Here is a 21,875-nt window from a genome sequence, read left to right as displayed (position 1 = left end):
TCAGTCATTGCGCTCGGTACCTTGGACGTGGGTTGGGGTCTCGCGACACAGGGGCGCCTGCTCGAGCAATTCACGCTGCTCGGCGTAGGCTTCGCGAAAATCGAAGTCGCGCGGCCACTCAGCGTCGGCCGCCGCGATGACCGTCGTGCGGTCGTTGTAGATACTGGATCGGTTCACAGGCAGCTCCTCGATTAACAAATGCGATCGCCCACGCGGATCACCCGCAGGCAGTTGGTGCCACCCTGGGCATTGGCGTGATCGCCACGCGAAATCAATACGTGATCGCCCTCGACCACCACCCCGCAACGCAGCAACTCGTCGACCGCGCGGCCGTTGACCTCGGCGATCGGGTAGCTGTCGCTGTCGAATGGAATGGTCTGCACCCCGCGGAACAGCGCGACCCGGCTCTGCGTGCGCGGGTTGCGGGAAAAGGCATAGATCGGCAGGTGCGAGCGAATCCGCGACATCAGCCGCGGCGTGTCGCCACTCTCGGTCATGCAGATGATCGCCTTGACCCCGTGCAGGTGGTTGGCCGCGTACATCGCCGACATGGCGATCGACTCGTCGATCTTGTGGAACACTTCGTCCATGCGGTGCTTGGAGCGATGCGCCAGCGGGTGCTTCTCCGCACCGACGATCACCCGACACATGGCCTCGACGGTCTCCACCGGATAGGCCCCGGCCGCGGTCTCGGCCGACAGCATCACCGCATCGGTGCCGTCGAGCACGGCGTTGGCCACATCGAACACCTCGGCGCGGGTCGGCATCGACTGGGTGATCATCGACTCCATCATCTGGGTCGCGGTGATCACCAGCCGATTGAGCGTGCGCGCGCGCTCGATAATCATCTTCTGCACCGCGACCAGCTCGGCATCGCCGATCTCCACGCCGAGGTCGCCACGCGCCACCATGACCCCGTCGGAGGCCTCGATGATCGCGTCCAGCACCGCGAGGTCGTTGACCGTCTCGGCCCGCTCGATCTTGGCGATCAGCCCGGCCTCGCCGCCGGCCTCCTGCAGCAGGCGGCGCGCCAGCTGGATATCGGCGGCATCACGGGGGAAGGACACCGCCAGGTAGTCGACCTGCATCTCGGCCGCGGTGCGGATATCGAGGCGATCCTTGTCGGTCAGGGCCGTCGCCGACAGGCCGCCACCCTTGCGGTTGATGCCCTTGTTGTTGGACAAGGGACCACCGACCAGCACCTCGCACCGCAACCGACTGGCCTCGACCTGGCGCACCACCAGTTCGATACGGCCGTCGTCCAGCAGCAGGATGTCGCCGGGGCGGCTATCGCTGATCAGGGCCTCGTAGTCGATGCCCACCGCCTGCGCATTGCCGGCGCTCTTGTCCAGCCCGGCGTCGAGGACGAAGGCCTGACCCTTGCTTAGCTGCACCTTGCCCTCGGCGAAGCGGGCGATGCGGATCTTCGGCCCCTGCAGGTCGGCCAGCACGGCGACGAAGCGCCCGTGCTTGTGGGCCATCTCGCGCACCAGCGCGGCGCGGGCGATGTGCTCCTGGGCGGCGCCGTGGGAGAAGTTCAGGCGCACCACGTCCACCCCCGCCTTGACCAGCGCCTCGATCGCCTCGGGACTCTCGGTAGCCGGCCCCAGGGTGGCCACGATCTTGGTTCTTCGGCGCATAGCTCAGACTCCTCAACGACGGTTTGGACAGGGATAAGCAAAGGCACTGGCGGCGCCCTTTTTTGTGGAGAAGGGGCGCAACAGGCAACCCACTCACTGCACCATCGACCCGGGAAGCCGCCAAATACGTGGTTGCTTTACTAAACAAAGCTATTGTTATCCGACACAAACCCAATCATCAAGCGCAAATGTTGTTTTATTACAACATTTACGCTTAATGATTCCGGACTTGCGGCACCGACTGAAAGCCAACCGTGGCAGAAGCCCGAACAGCCGCCTGCCTCGCGGACGAAACTAGTGAAAAGGGGGTAATCGACGATGCGTCGTACGCGACCCTGGTCATGCGCGGCAATGACCACGCACCGGACAGCCCCGGACTCAGAGGTTTGAAAATATCGAGCGCCGTAGCGAGGCCGTCTCCAGGCGTTTGCGGCAAGGCGCGTTAACGCAACGCCAGCAGCGAGATCCAGGGGCGGTCGCAGTAGGCGGGAGTTTTTTCACAAGCTCTCAGCCCAGACTGGCCTGCAGACACAGCAGTGCCTCGTCCCCCGGCGCCAGGGACAGGCTGTCGGGTCCGCAACTGGCGGCCTCGACGCAGACAAAACCCAGCGCCTCGCGCCAGCTCACATCGGTCAGCGGCCGGCTGCCGGGATGCCAGACCACGCTGTTGGCGCCGCCACGGGTGTCGACCAGCAGGCGCCGCTGCCAGGCCAGGTCCTGCACCTGCAAGAGCGCGCCAGGGCGGAAGATCCGGTGGCAGCCCTCCTCGACGCGCAGTTCGCCCTGCTGCCGACAGTCGCCGCGCGCCAGCAGGTCATGGCCAGCGGCGCCATCCAGGCCGAGCAACGCCACCCGCGCGACATCGCTGACCTGCCAGTAGGCGTGCAAGGCCTGGCTGAGCCGGCAGGGTTCGCTGTCCTGGTGCGAGGTGCGCAGGCGCAACCTCATCTCCTCGCCCAGTTCGACCTCGAGGGTCACCCGCCAGTCGCACAGTTCCAGTTGCCAGGTCAGGCGCACGCCCCGCTCGTCCGCCTCGCTGTCGAGCAATTGCCAGTCACTCAGCCGCGCCCAGCCGTGGGACGGCCAACCGCTTTCGCTGGGGTGACGGCCGAACCAGGGCCAGCACACCGGCACGCCGCCGCGAATCGCCCCGCCGCGCGGCCAATGGCTGGCGCACCACAGCCAGGGCCGCTGGCCGTGCGGCTGGAAGTGCAGCAACTGGCCGCCCTGGCGACTGAACGCCGCCTGGAAGCGTGGGTGCTCGAGCAACAGCAGCTCGCGCCCCTGGTGCTGCAGCCACTGCTGGGCTTGCCCAGCGGGCAGCGGAAACAGCGCAGCCAAGGGATGCGGAGAGGCATTCCTTGGCTGCGCTGCGAGCGGGCCGGGCAAACGCCACGGCTTAATCGGCGCCATCGCCCACCCTGCTCAGCGGCATGACCTGCACTGGCTTACTTCCACCAGTACTCGACCTGCACGCCGAAGTTGGAGCCGTGCCGCGCGTTATCGAAGGCGCCGCTGTCGGACAGCGCCGAACCCGCCGCCAGTTGACTGGCCGCGCGCTGCGCCGCCTGGTTCCAGCTGGCGTAGGTGTAGTACAGGCGGAACTCGGGACGTGCCCAGAACCCCGGGCCGGCTGGCGACCAGGTCGGCGCCACGGTGAACTTGCTCAGCTTGCGCGTGCCATCGACCGCATCGACCTGATCGTGACCCAGCTCGCCGACCAGCTTGAACTGTTCGGTGAAGGCATAGCTGGTACGCCCGCCCACCGACAGCCAGTCCTGGTCGCTGCCATCCGGGCGCACGTCTTTCTGGTAGACGAACTGCACCTGGCCGCCCAGGCGCGGGGTGATCTGCCAGTCGAAGAACTCGACCAGGCGATAGCTCTTGTTGTCACGATCCAGGCTCACGTCGCCGGTGTAACCCAGACCAGTACCCGGACCGCGACCATACTGCAGGGCGAATTTGTTCTTGCCACCGAGGAAGTCGCTCTGCACATGCTGCGCGGTAAGCGCCCAACCACTGTTGGCATCCGTACTGTCGGGCTTGTCGATGTAGCTCAGGCCGAACTCCAGCTCGCCACCCGGATTGGTCTTGAAGCCGGCCACGTTGAAGTCGTGACGATTGATATAGGGTTCCTGGAAGTAGCTGTCCTTGCGCGAGAAGGCGTAGCTGTATTTCAGCCCGCCCAGCTCGAAGTCCTCGATACCGGCGCCGGTGGCGCTCTGGTTCCAGTAGTAGAAGTCGGAGATATGGATGTCGTTACGCTTGTAGAAGCGTCGCCCGGCCCAGAACGAGCCGCCATTGAGCGCCGGCATGTTGCTCAATTCGGCGTACATCTGGTTCATCCGCGCGAAGCCGTAGTCGCCGGTAAACTCGGGCGTGTGGCCGTATTCGTTGTACAGCTGGGCCATGCCCTCGACGCTGAGCACCGAGCCGTCGTCCAGGGTCAGCAGGTCCTGGCGCAGGTCCAGCTCCATGTAGTGCTCGCACTCGTTGCCCAGGCGGTATTTCGACTGGGCACCGGGCAACTGGAAGCACGACTGGCTGCCATTGCCGTCCGCACTGCCGGCGCCGCTGCGTACATAGCCGCTGAACTCGAGGGCCTGGGCCTGGGGCAAGGCCAGACCGAGGGCCAGGGCCAGCAGGCAGGGCGCGCCGCGCCGTGATGACTGAGGGTTGATACTGATCTTCATGTCTGCTCCTGATTGTTTTTATTGTGTGAACTGCTTCGGATAACCGCCGAAGCGGCGGATTCGGTGAACTCCAGTGGTGCGCGCAGCGCACCCTACGCAGTGCCCTCGTCCCCGTAGGGTGCGCTGTGCGCACCAGGGGCCGAGGCTGCCGATTGTCTTTATCCAACCGTCGAAGCGGCCTTGGCAGCGCTGCGCATGGCCTAGACGGCCCCGCGCACCCTACCGAGCTAGCCGGCCTTGAACTGGGCCACTTTGCCTCCGCTGGCCAGGGGTTTGCCCGGCAGCAGGCGCTCGCCGCTTTTGGCGTCGAACAGCAGCACCTTGCTTGGATCGAACTGCAGCTCCAGGGTTTGCCCCACCTGCGGCGCATCGTCCGGGGCCATGCGGCAGCACACCTTGGTCTGGTTGAGTTCGACGAACACCAGGGTGTCCGGCCCGGTGGGCTCGATGACCTCGACCTCGGCGCGAATCGACGATTGATTGCGGCTCTCGTCCGTGGCCAGGAGGATCTGCTCGGGACGAATGCCGAGGATCACTTCGCGATCCTCGAAGCCCGCCTCCATCGCCCCCAGCGGCAGTTCGCAACGCGCCTGACCGGAGTCGAGCAGCGCCAGCAACTGACCGTCGCGCCGTTGCAGGCGCAGGGGAATGAAGTTCATCGGCGGCGAGCCGATGAAGCTCGCCACGAACAGATTGGCCGGGTCGTTGTAGATCTGCTTGGGGGTGCCGAACTGCTGGATGATGCCATCCTTCATCACCGCCACCTTGTCGCCCAGGGTCATGGCCTCGATCTGGTCGTGGGTGACGTAGACCGTGGTGGTCTTCAGGCGCTGGTGCATCAGCTTGATCTCGGTGCGCATCTCCACCCGCAGCTTGGCGTCGAGGTTCGACAGCGGCTCGTCGAACAGGTAGATCTTCGGCCGCCGCGCCAGCGCCCGGCCCATGGCCACGCGCTGCTGCTGGCCGCCGGACAGCTGGCCGGGCTTGCGCCCGAGCAGGTGCTCGATCTGCAGCAGTTTGGCCACCCGCGCCACCTCTTCCTCGATGGCCGCCGGGGCCATCTTGCGCATCTTCAGGCCGAAGGCGATGTTGCCGTGCACGGTCATGGTCGGGTACAGCGCATAGGACTGGAAGACCATGGCGATGTCGCGGTCCTTGGGACTCATGCCGCTGATGTCCTGATCGTCGACCAGGATCGCGCCGCCGCTGATGTCTTCCAGGCCGGCGATGCAGTTCATCAGGGTCGATTTGCCGCAACCGGAGGGACCGACCAGGATCAGGAACTCGCCGGAATCGATCGAGATCTCGATGTTCTTCAGGGTGTCCGCCAGGCCGCTGCCGTAGGACTTGTTGACGTTACGCAGTTCGAGGGTTGCCATATCGTTCTCCTAACCTTTGACCGCGCCGGCGGTGAGGCCGCGCAGGAAGTACTTACCGGCCAGCACATAGACCACCAGGGTCGGCAGGCCGGCGATCATCGCCGCGGCCATGTCGACGTTGTATTCCTTGGCCCCGGTGCTGGTGTTGACCAGGTTGTTCAGGGCCACGGTGATCGGCTGGGTATCGCCGCTGGCGAACACCACGCCGAACAGAAAATCGTTCCAGATCTGGGTGAACTGCCAGATCAGGCAGACCATGATGATCGGGGTCGACATGGGCAGCAGGATGCGCCCGAAGATGGTGAAGAAGCCGGCGCCATCCAGCCGCGCCGCCCGCACCAGGGCATCCGGAATGCTCACGTAGTAGTTGCGGAAGAACAGCGTGGTGAAGGCCATGCCGTAGACCACATGGATCAGCACCAGGCCGCTGGTGGTGTTGGCCAGGCCGAGCTGGCCGATGGTGAAGGACGCCGGCAGCAGCACCACCTGGAACGGCAGGAAGCAGCCGAACAGCAGCAGGCCGAAGAACAGCTGCGAACCGCGGAATCGCCACATGGCCAGCACGTAACCGTTCAACGCGCCGATCACGGTGGAGATCAGCACCGCCGGAATGGTGATCTTCACCGAGTTCCAGAAATAGCCGCCGACCCCGTCCCAGGCCTTCAGCCAGCCGATCGCGGTGAACACCTCGGGCCAGGACAGCAGGTTGCCGGTGCGGATGTCTTCCGGGCTCTTGAAGCTGGTCAACAGCATGATCACCAGCGGGATCAGGTAGACCGCGCAGGCGGCCAACAGGGTGGCGTAGATCGCCACGCGGCTCAGGCTGACGGGCTTAGTCATGACGTTTGCCTCGCAGTTCGGAGTACAGGTAGGGCACCAGGATCGCCAGCACCGCGCCGAGCATGAGGATCGCACTGGCGGCGCCGAGGCCCATCTGGCCGCGGGTGAAGGTGTGGGCATACATGAACATCGCCGGCAGATCGGAGGCGTAGCCGGGGCCGCCGGCGGTCATCGAGGCGACCAGGTCGAAGCTCTTGATGGCGATGTGCGAGAGGATCATCAGGGCACTGAAGAACACCGGGCCCAGGCTCGGCAGGACGATGCGCAGGTAGATGTTCGGCAGGCTGGCGCCATCGACCTGGGCGGCGCGGATGATCGACTGATCGACCCCGCGCAGGCCCGCCAGGAACAGCGCCATGACGAAGCCCGAGGACTGCCAGACCGCGGCGATCACCAGGCAGTAGACCACCCGATCCGGGTCCACCAGCCAGTCGAACCGAAAGCCTTCCCAGCCCCAGTCGCGGAGCATCTTGTCGATGCCCAGACCGGGGTTGAGCAGCCACTTCCAGGCGGTGCCGGTGACGATCATCGACAGTGCCATGGGGTAGAGAAAAATGGTGCGGATAAAGCCTTCGCGGCGAATCCGCTGATCCAGCAGCACCGCCAGCAGCACGCCGATCACCAGGCTGATGCCGATGAACAGGCCGCCGAAGAGCAACAGGTTCTGGCTCGCCACCCACCAGCGGTCGTTGTCCCACAAGCGGGCGTACTGCTGCAGGCCAACCCAGGAATAGTTGGGCATGAAGCGCGAACTGGTGAACGAGAGCAGAAAGGTCCAGAGGATGTAGCCGTAGAAACCGACCAGAATGATCAGCATGCTCGGCGCCAACACCAGCTTGGGCAGCCAGCGTTGCAGCGCATCCAGCGGTGAGGCCTTGGTGAAAACTGCGATTGAACTCATGGGTGACTCCGTTGCGTGTTGCGCCACTAGTAGGAGCCAGCTTGCTGGCGATCAGCGCGACTGCGGTTGATGGATCGCCAGCAAGAACTCGGCGTCCCCCTGGCTCCTACAGAAATCCGGCACGGCCGATCCCGTGGCGCGCGCCGGAGGGCATGCGCCAGGGACAAGCAGGTCAAACGTAGTGGGTTATCGCCGGCGCACCGGCGGCCGGGCCGACTCTACTGCACGGCCTGGATCGCCGCGGCCAGCTGCTGGGCAGCCTTCTGCGGATCGGCCTTGGGGTCGTTGAAGAAGTTGGTCACCACATCGAACACCGCGCCCTGCACATAGCTGGAGGCGGCCATGCCGTGGGCCAGGCTCGGCTGCAGACCACCATTGCCGGCGGCTTCCTTGAAGTCGACCATGGACTTCTGCGCGCAGGCATCGAAGCTGCTCATGTCCTGATCCATGCGGACCGGGATCGAGCCCTTGTTCTGGTTGAAGAACTGCTGGAACTCCGGCTCCAGCACGGTGCGCGCCAGGTCTTCCTGGGCCTTGCGGTTGTCCGCATTGCTCAGCTTGAACATGGCCAGCGAATCGATGTTATAGGCGAAGCTGCCCTGGGTGCCGGGGAACGGCAGGCACTCATAATCGCTGCCGGCGACCTTGCCGGCGGCGGTCCATTCGCTCTTGGCCCAGTCACCCATGATCTGCATGCCGGCCTTGCCGTTCATGACCATGGCGGTGGCGCTGTTCCAGTCACGCCCGGCGGCGTTGGCGTCGACATAACCGCGCAGCTTCTGCAGGGCGGTGAATACCTCGACCATCTTGGTGCTGGTCAGCACGGACTCGTCCAGCTCGACGAAGGCCTTGTGGAAGTCTTCCGGGCCAAGCACAGCCAGGGCCAGGTCTTCGAATACGGTGCTGTCCTGCCAGGGCTGACCGCCATGGGCCAGGGGCATGAAGCCGGCGGCTTTGAGCTTTTCCGCGGCGGCGAAGAATTCATCGAGGGTGGTTGGCGGCGTGGCACCGGCCTTGGCGAACACCTCGGGGTTGATCCACAGCCAGTTGACCCGGTGCACGTTGACCGGCACCGCCACGTAGTCGCCGCCGAACTGCATCGCCTCGATCACCTGGGGCGGCAACAGCTCATTCCAGCCGTTCTGCTCGGCCACCTGATTGAGGTCGGCGAGCAGGCCCAGTTCACCCCACTCCTGGATGTCCGGGCCCTTGATCTGCGCGGCGGCTGGCGGATTGCCGGAGACGGCGCGGGTTTTCAGCACGGTCATGGCCGCTTCGCCACCACCACCGGCGACGGCGAAGTCTTTCCAGGTGTGGCCCTGGTCTTCGACCAGTTTCTGCAGGGTATCGGCGGCGCGCTTTTCGCCACCGGAGGTCCACCAGTGCAGCACTTCGACTTCACCGGCAAGGGCGGTCAGCGGCATCAGGGCAGCGAGGGAAACAGCGGTGGACAGGCGAGAAATCGCATTCATGAGCAGGTTCCTTTCTTGTTGTTATGCACCGGCAAGTCTGGTGCTTGCGCTGGAATCGAGTCTAACCAGGGTCGGCACCGCCGCGGGTAACGAAGGGATGCGCAAAGGTCACAGGATGGTTACAAAGCGGGAACGAACGTAGGGTGGATGACGCTTTATCCATCCACCAACTGCGAAGGTGGATGAAAAAGGCGTCATCCACCCTACACAACCACCGGATACAGGCTCCCATCAACGCGGCAGGCTCAGGGTCACCCGCAAACCGCCCTCGCGCAGGTTGCGCAGGCTCACCTCGCCGCCGTGGCTGTGGGCGATGTTGCGCGCGATACCCAGGCCCAGGCCATAGCCCTGCTGCTGTCCGGCCAGGCGGAAATGCGGCTCGAACACCTGTTCCAGGCGCTGCTCGGGCACCCCAGGCCCCTCGTCGTCGACATGCAGGACGAAGGCGGCGGCATCGTCCTCGATATGCAGGTGGGCGTTCTGCCCGTACTTCAGCGCGTTGTCCACCAGGTTGCCGATGCAGCGCTTGAGCGCCAGGGGCTTGCCGGGATAGGCCGCGCACGCCTGGCCATCCAGGGTCACCCGACCATTGCCGGCCGGCGCCAGGTAGGGCTCGACCACGCAATTGAGCAACTGGTTGAGGTCGACCGGCTCGATATTTTCGTGAATGTCGGTGTCCTTGACACACTGCAATGCGCCCTTGACCAGCATCTCCAGCTCATCCAGATCACGACTGAATTTGGCCTGCACCGCTTCGTCGTCGAGCAGCTCGACGCGCAGGCGCAGACGGGTGATGGGCGTGCGCAGGTCATGGGAAATGGCGCTGAACAACTGACTGCGCTCGCGCAGGTAACGACCGATGCGTTCGCGCATGGCGTTGAACGCGCGACTGACCTCGACCACCTCGCTGCCCCCCGCCTCGGGCAGCGGCTCGACCTCGCTGCCCAGCGACATTTCCCGCGCTGCCAGCGCCAGGCGCTTGAGCGGCCGACTCTGCCAGTGCACCAGGATGCCGATGAACAGCAGCAGGAAGCTGCTGGTAAGGATGATGAACCACAGCTGCTGGGCCGGCAGCCCCTGCTGTTCCAGGCTGACATAGGGTTCGGGCATCAAGGAGGCGAGGTACAGCCACTCGTTCGGCGCGATCTGGATCTGCGTCACCAGCACCGGCGGATTGAGCGGTTCCAGGCTCAGGGCGTAATGCGCCCAGGAGCGCGGCAGCTCGTCGAGCTTCAGCGCGTTGTTGAAGATGCGCAGGTCATCCGGGCTGACGAACTGCGCCGACACATCCAGGTCCTTGCCCAAGCGCTCGCGCAGGGTGGCGTCGACCGCATCGAGCACCGCGCGCTTGCGCGGGGTTTCCGGCAGCACCTGCATGTCCAGTGGCTTGTCGTTGAGCGAGACGAAGAAGCGCGTGCCGCCCATATTGCGCAGCTGATCGAGGACCATGGGCCGGTAGCCCAGCGGCAGCGAGCGGAAGTAGCCGACGCTGGCGGCCATCGACTGCGCCAGGCTGCGGGCACTGGTGAGCAGGCCCTCCATCTGGCTGGCGCGCAGCTGCGACACCCAGATCACGCTGGACAGCGCCTGGGCCAGCAACACCACCAGCAGGGTGAGCAGCAGCATGCGCCCGAGCAGCGAGCGCGGCAGCGACAACCACTTGCGCAGGCTAAACATGGTTATGCGGCGTGACCGCCGCCGCCAACTGGTAACCGCTGCCGCGCACGGTGCGGATCAGGCGCGCCGGCTTCTCGGTATCGCGCAGGCGCTGACGCAGGCGACTGACCGCCATGTCGACGATGCGCTCCAGCGGCATCACCTCGCGGCCACGGGTGGCGTTGCCGATGGTGTCGCGGTCGAGGATCTGCTGCGGGTGATCGAGAAACAGCTTGAGCAGGGCGAAGTCGGCGCCGGAGAGGATCACCTCCTCGCCGTCGCGATGAAACAGGCGGTGGCTGACCATATCCAGGCGCCAGTCATTGAAGGCCAGCACCTCGCTGCCGCGCTCCTGGGTGAAGTGCGCACGGCGCAACAGGGCCTTGATCCGCGCCAGCAACTCGCGCGGGCTGAACGGCTTGCCCAGGTAATCGTCGGCGCCCAGCTCCAGACCGATGACCCGGTCGGTCTCGTCGGAACTGGCAGTGAGCATGATGATCGGCACCTGGGCAAAATGCTGATGCTCGCGCACCCAGCGACAGAGGCTGAAGCCATCCTCGTCGGGCAGCATCACATCGAGAATCACCAGGTCGGCTGACTCGGCGCACAGGGCCTGGCGAAAGCCGGCACCGTCGCCGACGGTACGCACCTGGAAGCCGGCACGACTCAGGTAGGTGTGCAGCAGTTCGCGAATTTCCTGGTCGTCGTCGACCAGCAGAATCGATTTTCCGGGCTGGCTCATGGTCCGCCGTCCTTATTGTTATGGGGCTAACGCGCGCTCAATCTGTAGGGTGCGCCGCGCGCACCAATAATCGCAGGCGGTGCGCACGGCCTAGGCGACCCCGCGCACCCTACACAGAAGCCTGCTGCAAGGCCACGCCCGCGCCCATCAACCCCGGGTATTCGGCCGTCACCAGCCACACCGGGATACCCTCGAAGTAGTCGCTCATGCGGCCCTTGTCGCGCAGGCAGCGGGCGAAGCCGCTGGCCAGGAAAAACTCGGCGAAGCGCGGCACCACACCGCCGACAATATACACGCCGCCGCGCGCGCCCAGGCTCAGCACGTTGTTGCCGGCGGCGCGCCCCAGCCAGCAGCAGAACTGCTCCAGCACCGCCACCGCCACCGCATCGCCGGCCAGCGCCGCCGCCGTGACCTCGGCCGGCGAACTCAAGCGTGGCTCGTGCCCATCCAGCGCACAGAAGGTGCGATAGAGCAACAGCAGGCCGCTGCCGCTGAGCACATCCTCGGCGCGCACATGGCCGAGCTGGCGATACAGCTGCTGCCACAACTCGGCCTCGCGCGGGCTGCCGATCGGCAGGTCGACATGGCCGCCCTCGCCGGGCAAGGCCAGCCAGCTGCCGTCGGCCAGGGCCAGCAGCGTGCCGACGCCGAGGCCGGTGCCCGGGCCGATCACCACGCAGGGACGCTCGAGCTCGGCCGTGCCGGGGCAGACCGGCAGCCGCTCGTCATCGCGCAAGCGGGTCATGCCCAGGGCCATGGCGGAAAAATCGTTGACCAGCAGCAACTCGCGCACCTGCAGCTCGCGGCAGAAGGCCGAGCGGCTGATGCGCCAGTGGTTGTTGGTAAAGCGGAACAGGTCGCCGCTGACCGGGCCGGCGCAGGCCAGACACACCGAACCCACCGCGCCGAGCGCCAGGCCCAGCTCGCTCAGGTAGGCACGGATCGCCTGTTCCGGCCCCGGATAGTCGGCGGTGGCCAGCACCCGCACCGACTCCAGCTGTTCGTCGCGCCACAGGGCGAAGCGCGCGTTGGTGCCACCAATGTCACCGACCAGGGCCAGTTTCACTTCAGCGACTCCAGGCTGGTGGTGAAGGCACAGGCGCCCTGCTCTGCCGAGCTGAAGGACTGGCGCATGAAGGCGAACAACTCGCGACCGCAGCCCACGGCATTGTCCAGGGTGCCGACCGCCGGCTCGCGCGCCGCCAGCTCGGCGACATCGACCAGCAACTGCAATTCGCCGGTGTGACCGTCGAGGCGAATCATGTCGCCGTCGCGCACCAGCGCCAGCGGCCCGCCACCGTAGGCCTCGGGACAGACGTGGATGGCCGCCGGAATCTTGCCCGAGGCGCCGGACATGCGCCCGTCGGTGACCAGCGCCACCTTGAAGCCGCGGTCCTGCAGCACACCGAGGAACGGGGTCATCTTGTGCAGTTCCGGCATGCCGTTGCTGCGCGGCCCCTGGAAGCGCATCACCGCGACGAAGTCGCGCTCCAGCTCGCCGGCCTTGAAGGCATCGGCCAGTTGCTGCTGATCCTCGAACACCAACGCCGGGGCCTCGACCAACTGGTGTTCCAGGGCCACGGCGGAGACCTTCATCACCCCGCGCCCGAGGTTGCCCTGCATCAGGCGCAGACCGCCTTCCGCGGAGAAGGGATTGGCCACCGGGCGCAGCACGCTTTCGTCGTGGCTCTTGCCCGGGCCGTCGCGCCAGACCAGTTGGCCGTCGTCGAGGAAGGGCTCGCGGGTGTAGCGACTGAGGCCGTGACCGGCCACGGTGTTGACGTTCTCGTGCAGCAGCCCGGCATCCAGCAGCTCACGGATGAGGAAGGCCATGCCGCCGGCGGCCTGGAAATGGTTGATATCGTCCTTGCCGTTGGGATAGACGTGGGCCAGGGTCGGCGTCACCGCCGACAGATCGGCCATGTCCTGCCAGGTCAGCTGGATCCCCGCGGCCTGGGCGATGGCCGGCATATGCAGGGTGTGGTTGGTCGAACCGCCGGTGGCGCTCAGGGCGACGATGGAGTTGACCAGGCAGCGCTCGTCGACGATCTCGCCGAGCGGCATGAACTGCCCGCTCTGCTTGGTCAGGCGGGTGACCTGCTGCGCCGCCTCGCGGGTCAGGGCATCGCGCAGCGGGGTGTTGGGGTTGATGAAGGAGGCGCCCGGCAGGTGCAGGCCCATCACTTCCATGAGCAGCTGATTGGTGTTGGCGGTGCCGTAGAAGGTGCAGGTGCCGGGGCTGTGGTAGGCGGCCATCTCGGCGGCCAGCAGCTCGTCGCGCGTCGCCTTGCCCTCGGCATAGCGCTGGCGCACGTCGGCCTTTTCCTTGTTCGACAGCCCGGACGGCATCGGACCGGCCGGCACGAACAGGCTCGGCAGATGACCGAAACGCAGGGCGCCCATCAGCAGGCCGGGGACGATCTTGTCGCAAATCCCCAGGTACAGCGCGGCGTCGAACATGTTGTGCGACAGCGCCACCGCGGTGGCCATGGCGATCACCTCGCGGCTGGCGATGCCCAGCTCCATGCCCGGCTCGCCCTGGGTCACGCCGTCGCACATGGCCGGCACGCCGCCGGCGAACTGGCCGACTGAACCGATTTCGCGCAGGGCCTGCTTGATTCGCTCGGGATAGTCTTGGTAGGGCTGATGGGCGGAGAGCATGTCGTTATAAGCAGAAATAATCGCCACGTTGGCCGCATTCATCAGGCGCAGGGTCTGCTTGTCCTCACTGCCGCAGCCCGCCACGCCGTGGGCGAAATTGGCGCATTGCAGCTTGCCGCGCTGCGGGCCTTCGCTGGCCGCCGCGCGAATCATCGCCAAATAGGGCTCGCGCGTGGCGCGGCTGCGGGCGATCAGGCGGTCGGTTACCTCAAGTACGCGGGGATGCATGTGATTGACTCCAGGCTGGCGGATAGCAATATTTTGTACTTAATACAAAAATACTGCCACTTAAAACACTTGATTTCTATACTTACGAGCATAATCTTGTAATTCCAACAACAAAACCAGGCCAGGGCCTCATCCATGACTATCCGTATCGCAATCAACGGTTTTGGCCGCATCGGCCGCAACGTGCTCCGCGCCCTCTACAGTCAAGACTACCGCCAACAGCTGCAGGTGGTCGCCATCAACGACCTCGGCGACAGCGCGATGAATGCCCACCTGCTCAAGTACGACAGCGTGCACGGGATCTTCGCCGGCAGCGTCGACAGCGATGGCGAAAGCCTCACGGTCAACGGTGATCGTATCGCCGTCAGCGCCATTCGCAACCCGGCCGAGCTGCCGTGGCAGGCGCTCAAGGTCGACGTGGTCTTCGAGTGCACCGGGCTGTTCACCGAGCGCGACAAGGCCGCCGCCCACCTCGCCGCCGGCGCACGCAAGGTGATCATCTCGGCACCTGCCAAGGGCGCCGACGCCACCATCGTCTACGGCGTCAACCACGACATTCTGCGCCAGTCCATGCAGATAATCTCCAACGCCTCCTGCACCACCAACTGCCTGGCCCCGGTGGCCCAGGTGCTGCAACGCGAACTGGGCATCGAGCACGGCCTGATGACCACCATCCACGCCTACACTAACGACCAGAACCTCTCCGACGTCTACCACAGCGATCCCTACCGCGCCCGCTCGGCCACCCAGTCGATGATCCCGACCAAGACCGGCGCCGCCGAAGCGGTCGGCCTGGTGCTGCCGGAGCTGGCCGGCAAGCTGACCGGCATGGCCGTGCGCGTACCGGTGATCAATGTCTCGCTGGTCGACCTGACCGTCCAGGTAAGCCGCAAAACCAGCGCCGAAGACATCAACCAGCTGCTGTTGAGCGCCAGCCGCACCTCGCCGGTGCTGGGCTACAACAGCCTGCCGCTGGTCTCCTGCGACTTCAACCACAACCCGCTGTCGTCGATCTTCGACGCCAACCACACCAAGGTCAGCGGCAAGCTGGTGAAAGTCATGGCCTGGTACGACAACGAATGGGGCTTCTCCAACAGGATGCTGGATACCTGCCTGGCCTTGCATAACGCGGCTTGAACGCGATTGCGGGCGGCGCGTCTGACTGTGTAGGAGCCCGGAGGCAGTCCGCGACAGCGTTTCCCCGGATGGCATCCGGGCTACCAGGCGCGCCGAGCCTGATCGATCACCGTACAACTAGCGAGACCAGGAACCCATCATGAGCCGCATCAGCTTTACCACCGCCACCCTGCCCGAGCGCAAGCGCATTGCCCTGGTCGCCCACGACCACTGCAAGGAATTCCTCCTCGACTGGAGCGAACGCCAGCGCGACAAGCTGGCCCGGCACCACCTGCTGGCCACCGGCACCACCGGCCTGCTGCTCGGCCGCCGCCTCGACCTGCCGATCGAAAGCATGATCAGCGGCCCGCTCGGCGGCGACCAGCAACTGGGCGCGCGCATCGCCGAACGGCGGGTGGACATGCTGGTGTTCTTCTGGGACCCCTTCGAACAGCAGCCCCATGACCCGGACATCAAGGCACTGCTGCGGGTCGCCGCGGTGTGGAACATCCCGGTGGCCTGCAACGAAAGCAGCGCCGACTACATGCTCAGCAGCGTGCTGCTGGATCAGGCCCACGACTACCGCATCCCCGACTACAACGCCTACCTCGCCGCCCGCAGCTGACCGCCGCGCCACCCGTGCTTCAGGCCCCCAACGCCGCGCACACCGCGCGGCGCCGGCGGGCAGCGGCGCCCTGCCCGCCGCCCTAGCCACACCCACCGCCGCACGTCGCCCGCACCAGCCCGTGCGCCGGCATGCCGGCTTTTTTTGTTCGAGCGTGCCTGTAACGAAAGCAGAGCCACTCCGTCTCTAGAAGCAGGAACGGCAAAACACAGCCAAGGCGAAACGCTCGATGCGGCATGCCGTTCCATGCTGACCCGCACCCATCAATCGTCAAGACGGAGCAACCCAGATGAACACCACCGCTTCCCATGCCGTTGTATCGGCCGCCGCGCTCGCCCTGGCCCTGGGCGCTGCCCTGGCGATATCCAGCGCGCCGCTCACCGCCCAGGCGGCGGACAACGAGAAATGTTTCGGCGTCGCCATGCAGGGCAAGAACGATTGCGCCGCCGGCCCCGGCACCACCTGCGCCGGCACTGCCAAGGTCGACTACCAGGGCAACGCTTGGAAGCTCGTACCCCAGGGCACCTGCGAACAGACCGCCTCGCCGACCTCGCCGACCGGCTTCGGCCAGCTCGAGGCCTTCAAGGAAGTGAAGCAGTCCTAAGACTCTGGCCGACTGCGACCGCCTCCAGGGTCCGCTGCTGAGGCGGCGAATGCCTGGAGTCGTCTCGGCCGGCATTCGATATTGTTGCAACCGCAGAACCCCTGCAGGAGCGTCGATGATGATCGTCTCGCCAACCCAGGCCACCAACGGCGCTCCCGCACTGTCGCCCCAGCTGCCACCTCGGGCCGGCATCGGCCTGAAATCGCAGCATTACCAGCAGATCCTCGAGCGCAACCCGGCAGTCGGCTTCTTCGAAGTGCATGCCGAGAACTACCTGGTCGCGGGCGGGCCCTTCCACCACTACCTGGGCCTGATTCGCGAGCGCTACCCGCTGTCGATCCATGGCGTCGGCCTGTCGCTCGGTGCACAGCAGCCGCTCGACCGGGAACATCTCGAGCGCCTGGCCAGCCTGCTCGAGCGCTATCAGCCGCAGGCCTTTTCCGAACACCTGGCCTGGTCGAGCCATGGCGATGTGTTTCTCAATGACCTGCTGCCGCTTGCCTACGACAACGCGACCCTGACCCGGGTCTGCGCGCATATCGATCAGGTGCAAAGCCGCTTGCAGCGCCAGCTGCTGCTGGAGAATCCGGCGACCTATGTCGAATTCGCCCACTCGAGCATGGACGAAGCCGCCTTCATCGGCGAAGTGGTCCGCCGCACCGGCTGCGGCCTGCTGCTGGACGTCAACAACGCCTACGTTTCCAGCATCAATCATCACTGGGACGTGCAGGCCTATCTGCACGCCCTGCCGCTGCACGCGGTCGGCGAAATCCACCTCGCCGGCTTCGCCGAAGACCGCGACGCGGCGGGCGAGCGCCTGCTGATCGACAACCACGGCGCGCCCGTCGACGCCGCCGTATGGCGGCTCTACACCGAGGTGCTGCAGCTGATCGGCGCGACCCCGACCCTGCTCGAACGGGACAATGCCATCCCGCCCCTGGATCTGTTGCTGGAGGAAGCGCAGCACGCGCAGGCGCTGCTCGACGCGATTCAGCCGACTCGACGGCAGGCCTCGGCATGAACAGCCAGCAGGATTTTTTCGCCGCCCTGCTCGATCCCGAGCGCGACTGCCCGGCGGACTTGAAAACCTGGAACGGCTCGGATCCGGCGGCGCGCTTCGCCGTCTACCGCAACAACGTCCTGAGCTCGCTGATCGACGCCCTGGCTGCCAGCTTTCCGGTGGTGCAGCAGCTGGTGGGCGAGGCGTTCTTCCGCGCCATGGCGGCGGTCTACGTACGCCACTCGCCGCCGCGCACGCGCATCCTGGCCGACTACGGTACCGACTTTCCGACATTCATCGAGGGCTTCGCCCCGGCCGGCAGCCTTCCATACCTGGCGGACGTGGCGCGCCTCGAACTGCTGCGCATCCGCGCCTACCACGCGGCCGACGCCGCGCCCCTGAACCCGACTGTACTGGCCGCGGCCCTGGCGGTACCGGAACGCCTCGGTAGCCTGCGGTTGCGCCTGCAGCCCGCGCTCGGCCTGCTCGATTCGGCCTTCGCGGTGGTCTCGCTGTGGGCCGCCCACCAGGGCGCGCTGGCGCTGGCCGAGGTCGACCCCGACCAGGCGCAATGCGCCCTGGTGTTGCGCAACGGCCTGGCGGTCGAAGTGCTCGGCATCCGCCGGGGCGACCTGGTGTTTATCCAGGCCCTGCTCCAAGGCCAGCCGCTGGGCGCCGCCACCCAGCCAGCACTGGCATCCGACCCGACCTTCGACCTCGGCGCCTGCCTGGCCCAGCTGCTGCGCGCAGGTGCAATCACCCACTGTACATACGACAAGCAAAGGCCACTGCCATGACCGCTCACGCTCTGACCCACCCCATCACCCCGGCTCGCCTGATCGCCCGCGCAATCGACCTGTGCACGCGGGTTCCCTACAGCCTGGTCGCCCTGCTCGCGCGCTTCTCGATTGCCGCGATCTTCTGGAAATCCGGGCAGACCAAGATCGAAGGCCTGGCCATCGATCTCGTTTCCGGGACCTTCGAGTTCGGCCTGCCGCGACTCTCCGCCTCGGCCATCCCGCTGTTCGAGCACGAGTACCAACTGCCGTTGCTGGCGCCGGCACTGGCCGCGCAGCTGGCTGCCGTCAGCGAGCACCTGTTTGCGCTGCTGATCCTGCTCGGCCTGGCCACCCGCTTCTCCGCCCTGGCCCTGTTCGGCATGACCCTGGTCATTCAGCTGTTCGTCTACCCGGATGCCTACCCGACCCACGGGGTCTGGGCGGCCGTGTTGCTGCTGCTCGTGGCCAAGGGCCCGGGGCTGCTGGCCATCGACCAGCTGATTGCCCGGCGTTATGGCTACGCCGGCTGATCCGCCTGGTCGGCCAAGCGGTCATTCAGATAATCGAGAAAGCAGGCGATGCGCGAGGCCAGCGCGGTGTTGCGGTAGTAGACCGCATGAATCGGCTGGTGCACCTCGACCGTGTGCTGCGCCAGGATCTGCACCAGCTCGCCGCGGCGGCGGTCGGCGCCGGTCATGAAGTCAGCCAGACAGACGATGCCCACATCGGCCAGGGCCAACTGGCGCAGGGTCTCGCCGCTGGACGCCTGCAGGCTCGGGCTGATCGCCAGCGCATCGCCGAGCGGATGGCGCAGCGGCCACTGGTTGAGGCTGTCGGGCTGGGTGAAGCCGAGCAGGCTGTGGTCGCGCAACGCCTCGACGCTTTGCGGCGTGCCGTGAGCCGCGAGGTAGGCCGGGCTGGCGAGGATGCGCAGGCGATTGCTGCCCAGTGCGCGCGCATGCAGGGTCGAATCGCGCAGCGCACCGATGCGGATGGCGACATCGGTGCGCTGCTCGAGCAGATCGATGATCCGGTCGCTGCTGTGCAGCTCCAGCTGGATCTCCGGGTACTGCGCGCGAAAGCCCGCGATCAGCGGCACCACGGCATGCAGCATGAAAGGCGCGGCGGCATTCACCCGCAGACGCCCGGCGGGCTTCTGCCGACGCACCTTCATCTGCTCTTCGGCGTCCTCGACCGCCTCGAGGATCTTGCGCGCCTGGGCGAGAAAGGCCTGGCCCTCCTCGGTCAGTTCCAGACGCCGGGTGGTACGGCGCAACAGGGTGACATCCAGCTTGTCTTCCAGCCGGCTCAAGGCGCGACTGACGCCGGAAGCGGTCTGCGCCAGGTGTTCGGCTGCGGCGCTAATAGAACCGCTGTCTACCACGCTGACAAAGGCCAGCAATTCATCGAGGGTCGTTTTCATTCGTGCATATTAGTCAAATATCCTGCGCTATAAATCCTGTTTTCCCGCATGAGTAGCCGGGCGACACTGCGCACCTCACCGTTTCCCCTGGAGCCCCTGCCAGGCCCATTGCCCTGCTGGCCTGGCAAGCGCCCGGCGACGAGTCGCTGATCATTGCGCGCATCGTCACCGGCCTGGAAACGCCAGGCGGAGCGGATGCGCTCTGCTGGCACGGGTGGACAAACCGGGCCAGCGCTCAGCCCGCCCGAGCGCCCTCACCGGCACAGCAATCGCGGCTGTCCAGGGCCTCCAGCAAGCGGCAGTGCTCGGCTTCGGCGCTGGTACAGCCGGCAAGCTTGCTCAATTCAGCTTTCATCTTCTGCAGATCGCGAATCCGCGCCTCGATGGTCAGCAAATGCGCTTGCACCAACTGGTCGGCTTCCGCACAGGGGCTGTGGGGCTGGGCGGCCAAACCGAGCAAGGCGCGAATCTCCTCCAGGCTGAAGCCCAGCTCGCGGCCGCGGCGGATAAAGCGCACCCGGCGGATATCCGCCTCTTCATAATGGCGGTAGCCCGAGGCGCTGCGCCTGGGCGGCGGCAGCAGTTCACTGCGCTCGTAGAAGCGAATGGTCTCCAGATTGACCCCGCTCTCGCGGCTCAACCCACTGATGGTCAGCGGCTTGCCCATGGCTTGACTCCGTAGTGACTACAGGGTTTAGCGTACTGCCCATACCCTTTCAGGAGAAGCCTAATGGGCGCCAACTGCTGCAACGCCGCATCGAGCTGTGCAACCACCCGCCTCAGCAAGCGTTATCGCAAGATCCTGTGGCTGGCCCTGGCGGTCAACCTGGGCATGTTCGCTGTGGAAATCATTGCCGGCATACGCGCCGATTCGGTGTCGCTGCTGGCGGATTCCCTGGACTTTCTCGGCGATGCCGCCAACTACGGCATCAGCCTGCTGGTACTGGGCATGAGCCTGACCCTGCGCGCCAGAGCCTCGCTGTTCAAAGCCCTGTGCATGCTGGTATTCGGCGTCGGCGTGCTGATTGCGGCAATCTGGCACCTGCTCGGCGGCCAGGTGCCCGACGCCCCCACCATGGGCCTGGTCGGCAGCCTGGCCTTGCTGACCAACGCCGGCGTGGCCGGCCTGCTCTATGCCTACCGCGAGGGCGACAGCAATATGCGCAGCGTCTGGCTGTGCTCGCGCAACGATGCCCTCGGCAATATCGCCGTGCTGTTCGCCGCCCTCGGCGTGTTCGGCACCGGCAGCGCCTGGCCGGACCTGCTGGTCGCCAGCCTCATGGCCGGCCTGGCGGTCACCTCGTCCTATCAGGTGATGCGCCATGCGCGCCAGGAGCTGGCCGAGGAAGCCGAGGCCAAGGCCGTGGCTTGAGCGGCTGCGCGATGCCTCGGCCAGTTGACGGTCACCGAGAGGGGTTTACAAAAGTAGCGAGCGATGGCCAGGCCGGGACATCGCGCAGCCAGGCGAAGTCAGCCACAGAACGTTGCCCGCTCAGAAATCCACCTTGCCCCGCCCCGCCTTGATCGTCCCGCGCTTGGTCTTGCCTTCCAGACGGCGCTTCTTCGAACCCAGGGTCGGCTTGGTCGGGCGCCGGGCCTTTTCGGTCTTGGCGGCATTGCGAATCAACTCGGCCAGCCGCTCCAGGGCATCGGCGCGGTTCTGCTCCTGGGTACGGTATTGCTGGGCCTTGATGATCACCACGCCCTCGGCGGTGATGCGGCTGTCGCGCAGTGCCAGCAGACGCTCCTTGTAGAACGCCGGCAAGGATGAGGCCTGGCTGTCGAAACGCAGGTGCACGGCACTGGAGACCTTGTTGACGTTCTGCCCACCGGCGCCTTGCGCACGGATGGCGGTCAACTCGATTTCAGCGTCGGGCAGGTGGACGCTGTTGGAAATAACCAGCATGGCAAAGGGCTTCGGCAGAAAGGGCAATCAGGATATACCCAAGCGCGCCTGGAGGAGATCGCAGTTACCGTGAGTTTCCCCAGTCGCCGAGCACATGGGGGAGAATTGAGCTGCCTGGCAGGTCGCGGTAAAGGCGATTTTTCAGCGCCACCGCCGGCGAGCAGTCGCCCCCACGACAGCCCGGGCAATCGTGGTAATTCGCCTGTAATC

General features: G+C 65.7%; 22 protein-coding genes. 7 read left to right on the top strand and 15 right to left on the bottom strand.

Features of this window, described 5'->3' with window-relative positions; translation table 11 throughout:
- The 12 genes from G9C89_RS08380 to edd all read right to left on the bottom strand — a co-directional run bounded on the left by G9C89_RS08380 (window position 1) and on the right by edd (window position 14,212).
- Window positions 1-177, bottom strand: a complete 177-nt coding sequence (locus G9C89_RS08380) for a hypothetical protein (RefSeq protein ID WP_172147355.1) — start codon at window positions 175-177, stop codon at window positions 1-3.
- 14 nt (window positions 178-191) lie between these two features.
- Window positions 192-1,640: a pyruvate kinase gene (gene pyk / locus G9C89_RS08375; protein ID WP_172147353.1), complete on the bottom strand. Its 1,449-nt coding sequence runs from the start codon at window positions 1,638-1,640 to the stop codon at window positions 192-194.
- A 507-nt stretch (window positions 1,641-2,147) separates the two neighbouring features.
- A complete protein-coding gene (locus G9C89_RS08370) occupies window positions 2,148-2,981 on the bottom strand; it encodes a D-hexose-6-phosphate mutarotase (protein WP_256674135.1) in 834 nt (277 codons plus the stop codon).
- Between the two features lie 107 nt (window positions 2,982-3,088).
- On the bottom strand, window positions 3,089-4,333 hold the full coding sequence (locus G9C89_RS08365) for a maltoporin (RefSeq protein ID WP_172147349.1): 1,245 nt from the start codon (window positions 4,331-4,333) through the stop codon (window positions 3,089-3,091).
- 227 nt (window positions 4,334-4,560) lie between these two features.
- Window positions 4,561-5,712 carry an ABC transporter ATP-binding protein gene (locus G9C89_RS08360; protein ID WP_172147347.1) on the bottom strand — a complete coding sequence of 384 codons (1,152 nt, stop codon included), beginning with the start codon at window positions 5,710-5,712 and terminating at the stop codon, window positions 4,561-4,563.
- Between the two features lie 9 nt (window positions 5,713-5,721).
- Window positions 5,722-6,552: a carbohydrate ABC transporter permease gene (locus G9C89_RS08355; RefSeq protein WP_172147345.1), complete on the bottom strand. Its 831-nt coding sequence runs from the start codon at window positions 6,550-6,552 to the stop codon at window positions 5,722-5,724.
- The gene (locus tag G9C89_RS08350) at window positions 6,545-7,453 is read right to left on the bottom strand and encodes a carbohydrate ABC transporter permease (RefSeq protein ID WP_172147343.1); all 909 of its coding nucleotides are present in this window, start codon (window positions 7,451-7,453) and stop codon (window positions 6,545-6,547) included. The genes G9C89_RS08355 and G9C89_RS08350 overlap by 8 nt, the downstream gene beginning before the upstream one ends.
- Before the next feature lie 218 nt (window positions 7,454-7,671).
- Window positions 7,672-8,925, bottom strand: coding sequence for an ABC transporter substrate-binding protein (locus G9C89_RS08345; protein ID WP_172147341.1), 1,254 nt, complete (start codon window positions 8,923-8,925; stop codon window positions 7,672-7,674).
- A gap of 231 nt (window positions 8,926-9,156) precedes the next feature.
- A complete protein-coding gene (locus G9C89_RS08340; RefSeq protein ID WP_172147339.1) occupies window positions 9,157-10,602 on the bottom strand; it encodes an ATP-binding protein in 1,446 nt (481 codons plus the stop codon).
- Window positions 10,595-11,323, bottom strand: a complete 729-nt coding sequence (locus G9C89_RS08335; RefSeq protein WP_172147337.1) for a response regulator — start codon at window positions 11,321-11,323, stop codon at window positions 10,595-10,597. Before G9C89_RS08335 ends, G9C89_RS08340 begins: the two co-directional genes overlap by 8 nt.
- A gap of 109 nt (window positions 11,324-11,432) precedes the next feature.
- Window positions 11,433-12,389 carry a glucokinase gene (locus G9C89_RS08330; protein WP_172147335.1) on the bottom strand — a complete coding sequence of 319 codons (957 nt, stop codon included), beginning with the start codon at window positions 12,387-12,389 and terminating at the stop codon, window positions 11,433-11,435.
- Window positions 12,386-14,212, bottom strand: coding sequence for a phosphogluconate dehydratase (gene edd, locus G9C89_RS08325; RefSeq protein ID WP_172147333.1), 1,827 nt, complete (start codon window positions 14,210-14,212; stop codon window positions 12,386-12,388). The genes G9C89_RS08330 and edd overlap by 4 nt, the downstream gene beginning before the upstream one ends.
- A 135-nt stretch (window positions 14,213-14,347) precedes the next feature.
- Here edd and gap point away from each other — a divergent pair, with 135 nt between their 5' ends.
- The 6 genes from gap (at window position 14,348) to G9C89_RS08295 (ending at window position 18,866) form a co-directional block, all read left to right on the top strand.
- Window positions 14,348-15,349: a type I glyceraldehyde-3-phosphate dehydrogenase gene (gene gap, locus G9C89_RS08320; protein WP_172147331.1), complete on the top strand. Its 1,002-nt coding sequence runs from the start codon at window positions 14,348-14,350 to the stop codon at window positions 15,347-15,349.
- 139 nt (window positions 15,350-15,488) lie between these two features.
- Window positions 15,489-15,953, top strand: a complete 465-nt coding sequence (locus G9C89_RS08315) for a methylglyoxal synthase (RefSeq protein WP_172147321.1) — start codon at window positions 15,489-15,491, stop codon at window positions 15,951-15,953.
- A gap of 289 nt (window positions 15,954-16,242) precedes the next feature.
- The gene (locus G9C89_RS08310; RefSeq protein WP_172147319.1) at window positions 16,243-16,557 is read left to right on the top strand and encodes a BufA1 family periplasmic bufferin-type metallophore; all 315 of its coding nucleotides are present in this window, start codon (window positions 16,243-16,245) and stop codon (window positions 16,555-16,557) included.
- Window positions 16,558-16,672: 115 nt separating this feature from the next.
- On the top strand, window positions 16,673-17,578 hold the full coding sequence (gene bufB, locus G9C89_RS08305) for an MNIO family bufferin maturase (protein WP_390623779.1): 906 nt from the start codon (window positions 16,673-16,675) through the stop codon (window positions 17,576-17,578).
- The gene (locus G9C89_RS08300) at window positions 17,575-18,354 is read left to right on the top strand and encodes an HvfC/BufC N-terminal domain-containing protein (RefSeq protein ID WP_172147315.1); all 780 of its coding nucleotides are present in this window, start codon (window positions 17,575-17,577) and stop codon (window positions 18,352-18,354) included. Before bufB ends, G9C89_RS08300 begins: the two co-directional genes overlap by 4 nt.
- Window positions 18,351-18,866: a DoxX family protein gene (locus G9C89_RS08295; RefSeq protein ID WP_172147313.1), complete on the top strand. Its 516-nt coding sequence runs from the start codon at window positions 18,351-18,353 to the stop codon at window positions 18,864-18,866. The genes G9C89_RS08300 and G9C89_RS08295 overlap by 4 nt, the downstream gene beginning before the upstream one ends.
- Here the strand turns inward: G9C89_RS08295 and G9C89_RS08290 are convergent.
- Together G9C89_RS08290 and G9C89_RS08285 are read right to left on the bottom strand one after the other, a co-directional pair.
- The gene (locus tag G9C89_RS08290) at window positions 18,854-19,759 is read right to left on the bottom strand and encodes a LysR substrate-binding domain-containing protein (RefSeq protein WP_172147311.1); all 906 of its coding nucleotides are present in this window, start codon (window positions 19,757-19,759) and stop codon (window positions 18,854-18,856) included. The two genes, G9C89_RS08295 and G9C89_RS08290, sit on opposite strands and share 13 nt — an antisense overlap.
- A 235-nt stretch (window positions 19,760-19,994) precedes the next feature.
- Window positions 19,995-20,426 carry a MerR family DNA-binding protein gene (locus tag G9C89_RS08285; protein WP_172147309.1) on the bottom strand — a complete coding sequence of 144 codons (432 nt, stop codon included), beginning with the start codon at window positions 20,424-20,426 and terminating at the stop codon, window positions 19,995-19,997.
- 63 nt (window positions 20,427-20,489) lie between these two features.
- Between G9C89_RS08285 and G9C89_RS08280 the strand changes: the two genes are divergently transcribed.
- Window positions 20,490-21,131: a cation transporter gene (locus G9C89_RS08280; RefSeq protein WP_172147307.1), complete on the top strand. Its 642-nt coding sequence runs from the start codon at window positions 20,490-20,492 to the stop codon at window positions 21,129-21,131.
- 120 nt (window positions 21,132-21,251) lie between these two features.
- Here G9C89_RS08280 and arfB read toward each other — a convergent pair whose 3' ends face one another.
- The gene (arfB, locus tag G9C89_RS08275) at window positions 21,252-21,665 is read right to left on the bottom strand and encodes an alternative ribosome rescue aminoacyl-tRNA hydrolase ArfB (RefSeq protein ID WP_172147305.1); all 414 of its coding nucleotides are present in this window, start codon (window positions 21,663-21,665) and stop codon (window positions 21,252-21,254) included.
- Window positions 21,666-21,875: the final 210 nt, after the last annotated feature.

The sequence above is a fragment of the Pseudomonas tumuqii genome (assembly GCF_013184545.1).
GTDB lineage: Bacteria > Pseudomonadota > Gammaproteobacteria > Pseudomonadales > Pseudomonadaceae > Aquipseudomonas > Aquipseudomonas tumuqii.
Note: the sequence above shows the minus strand (reverse complement) of the source record. Positions and strands in the feature narration are given on the sequence as shown.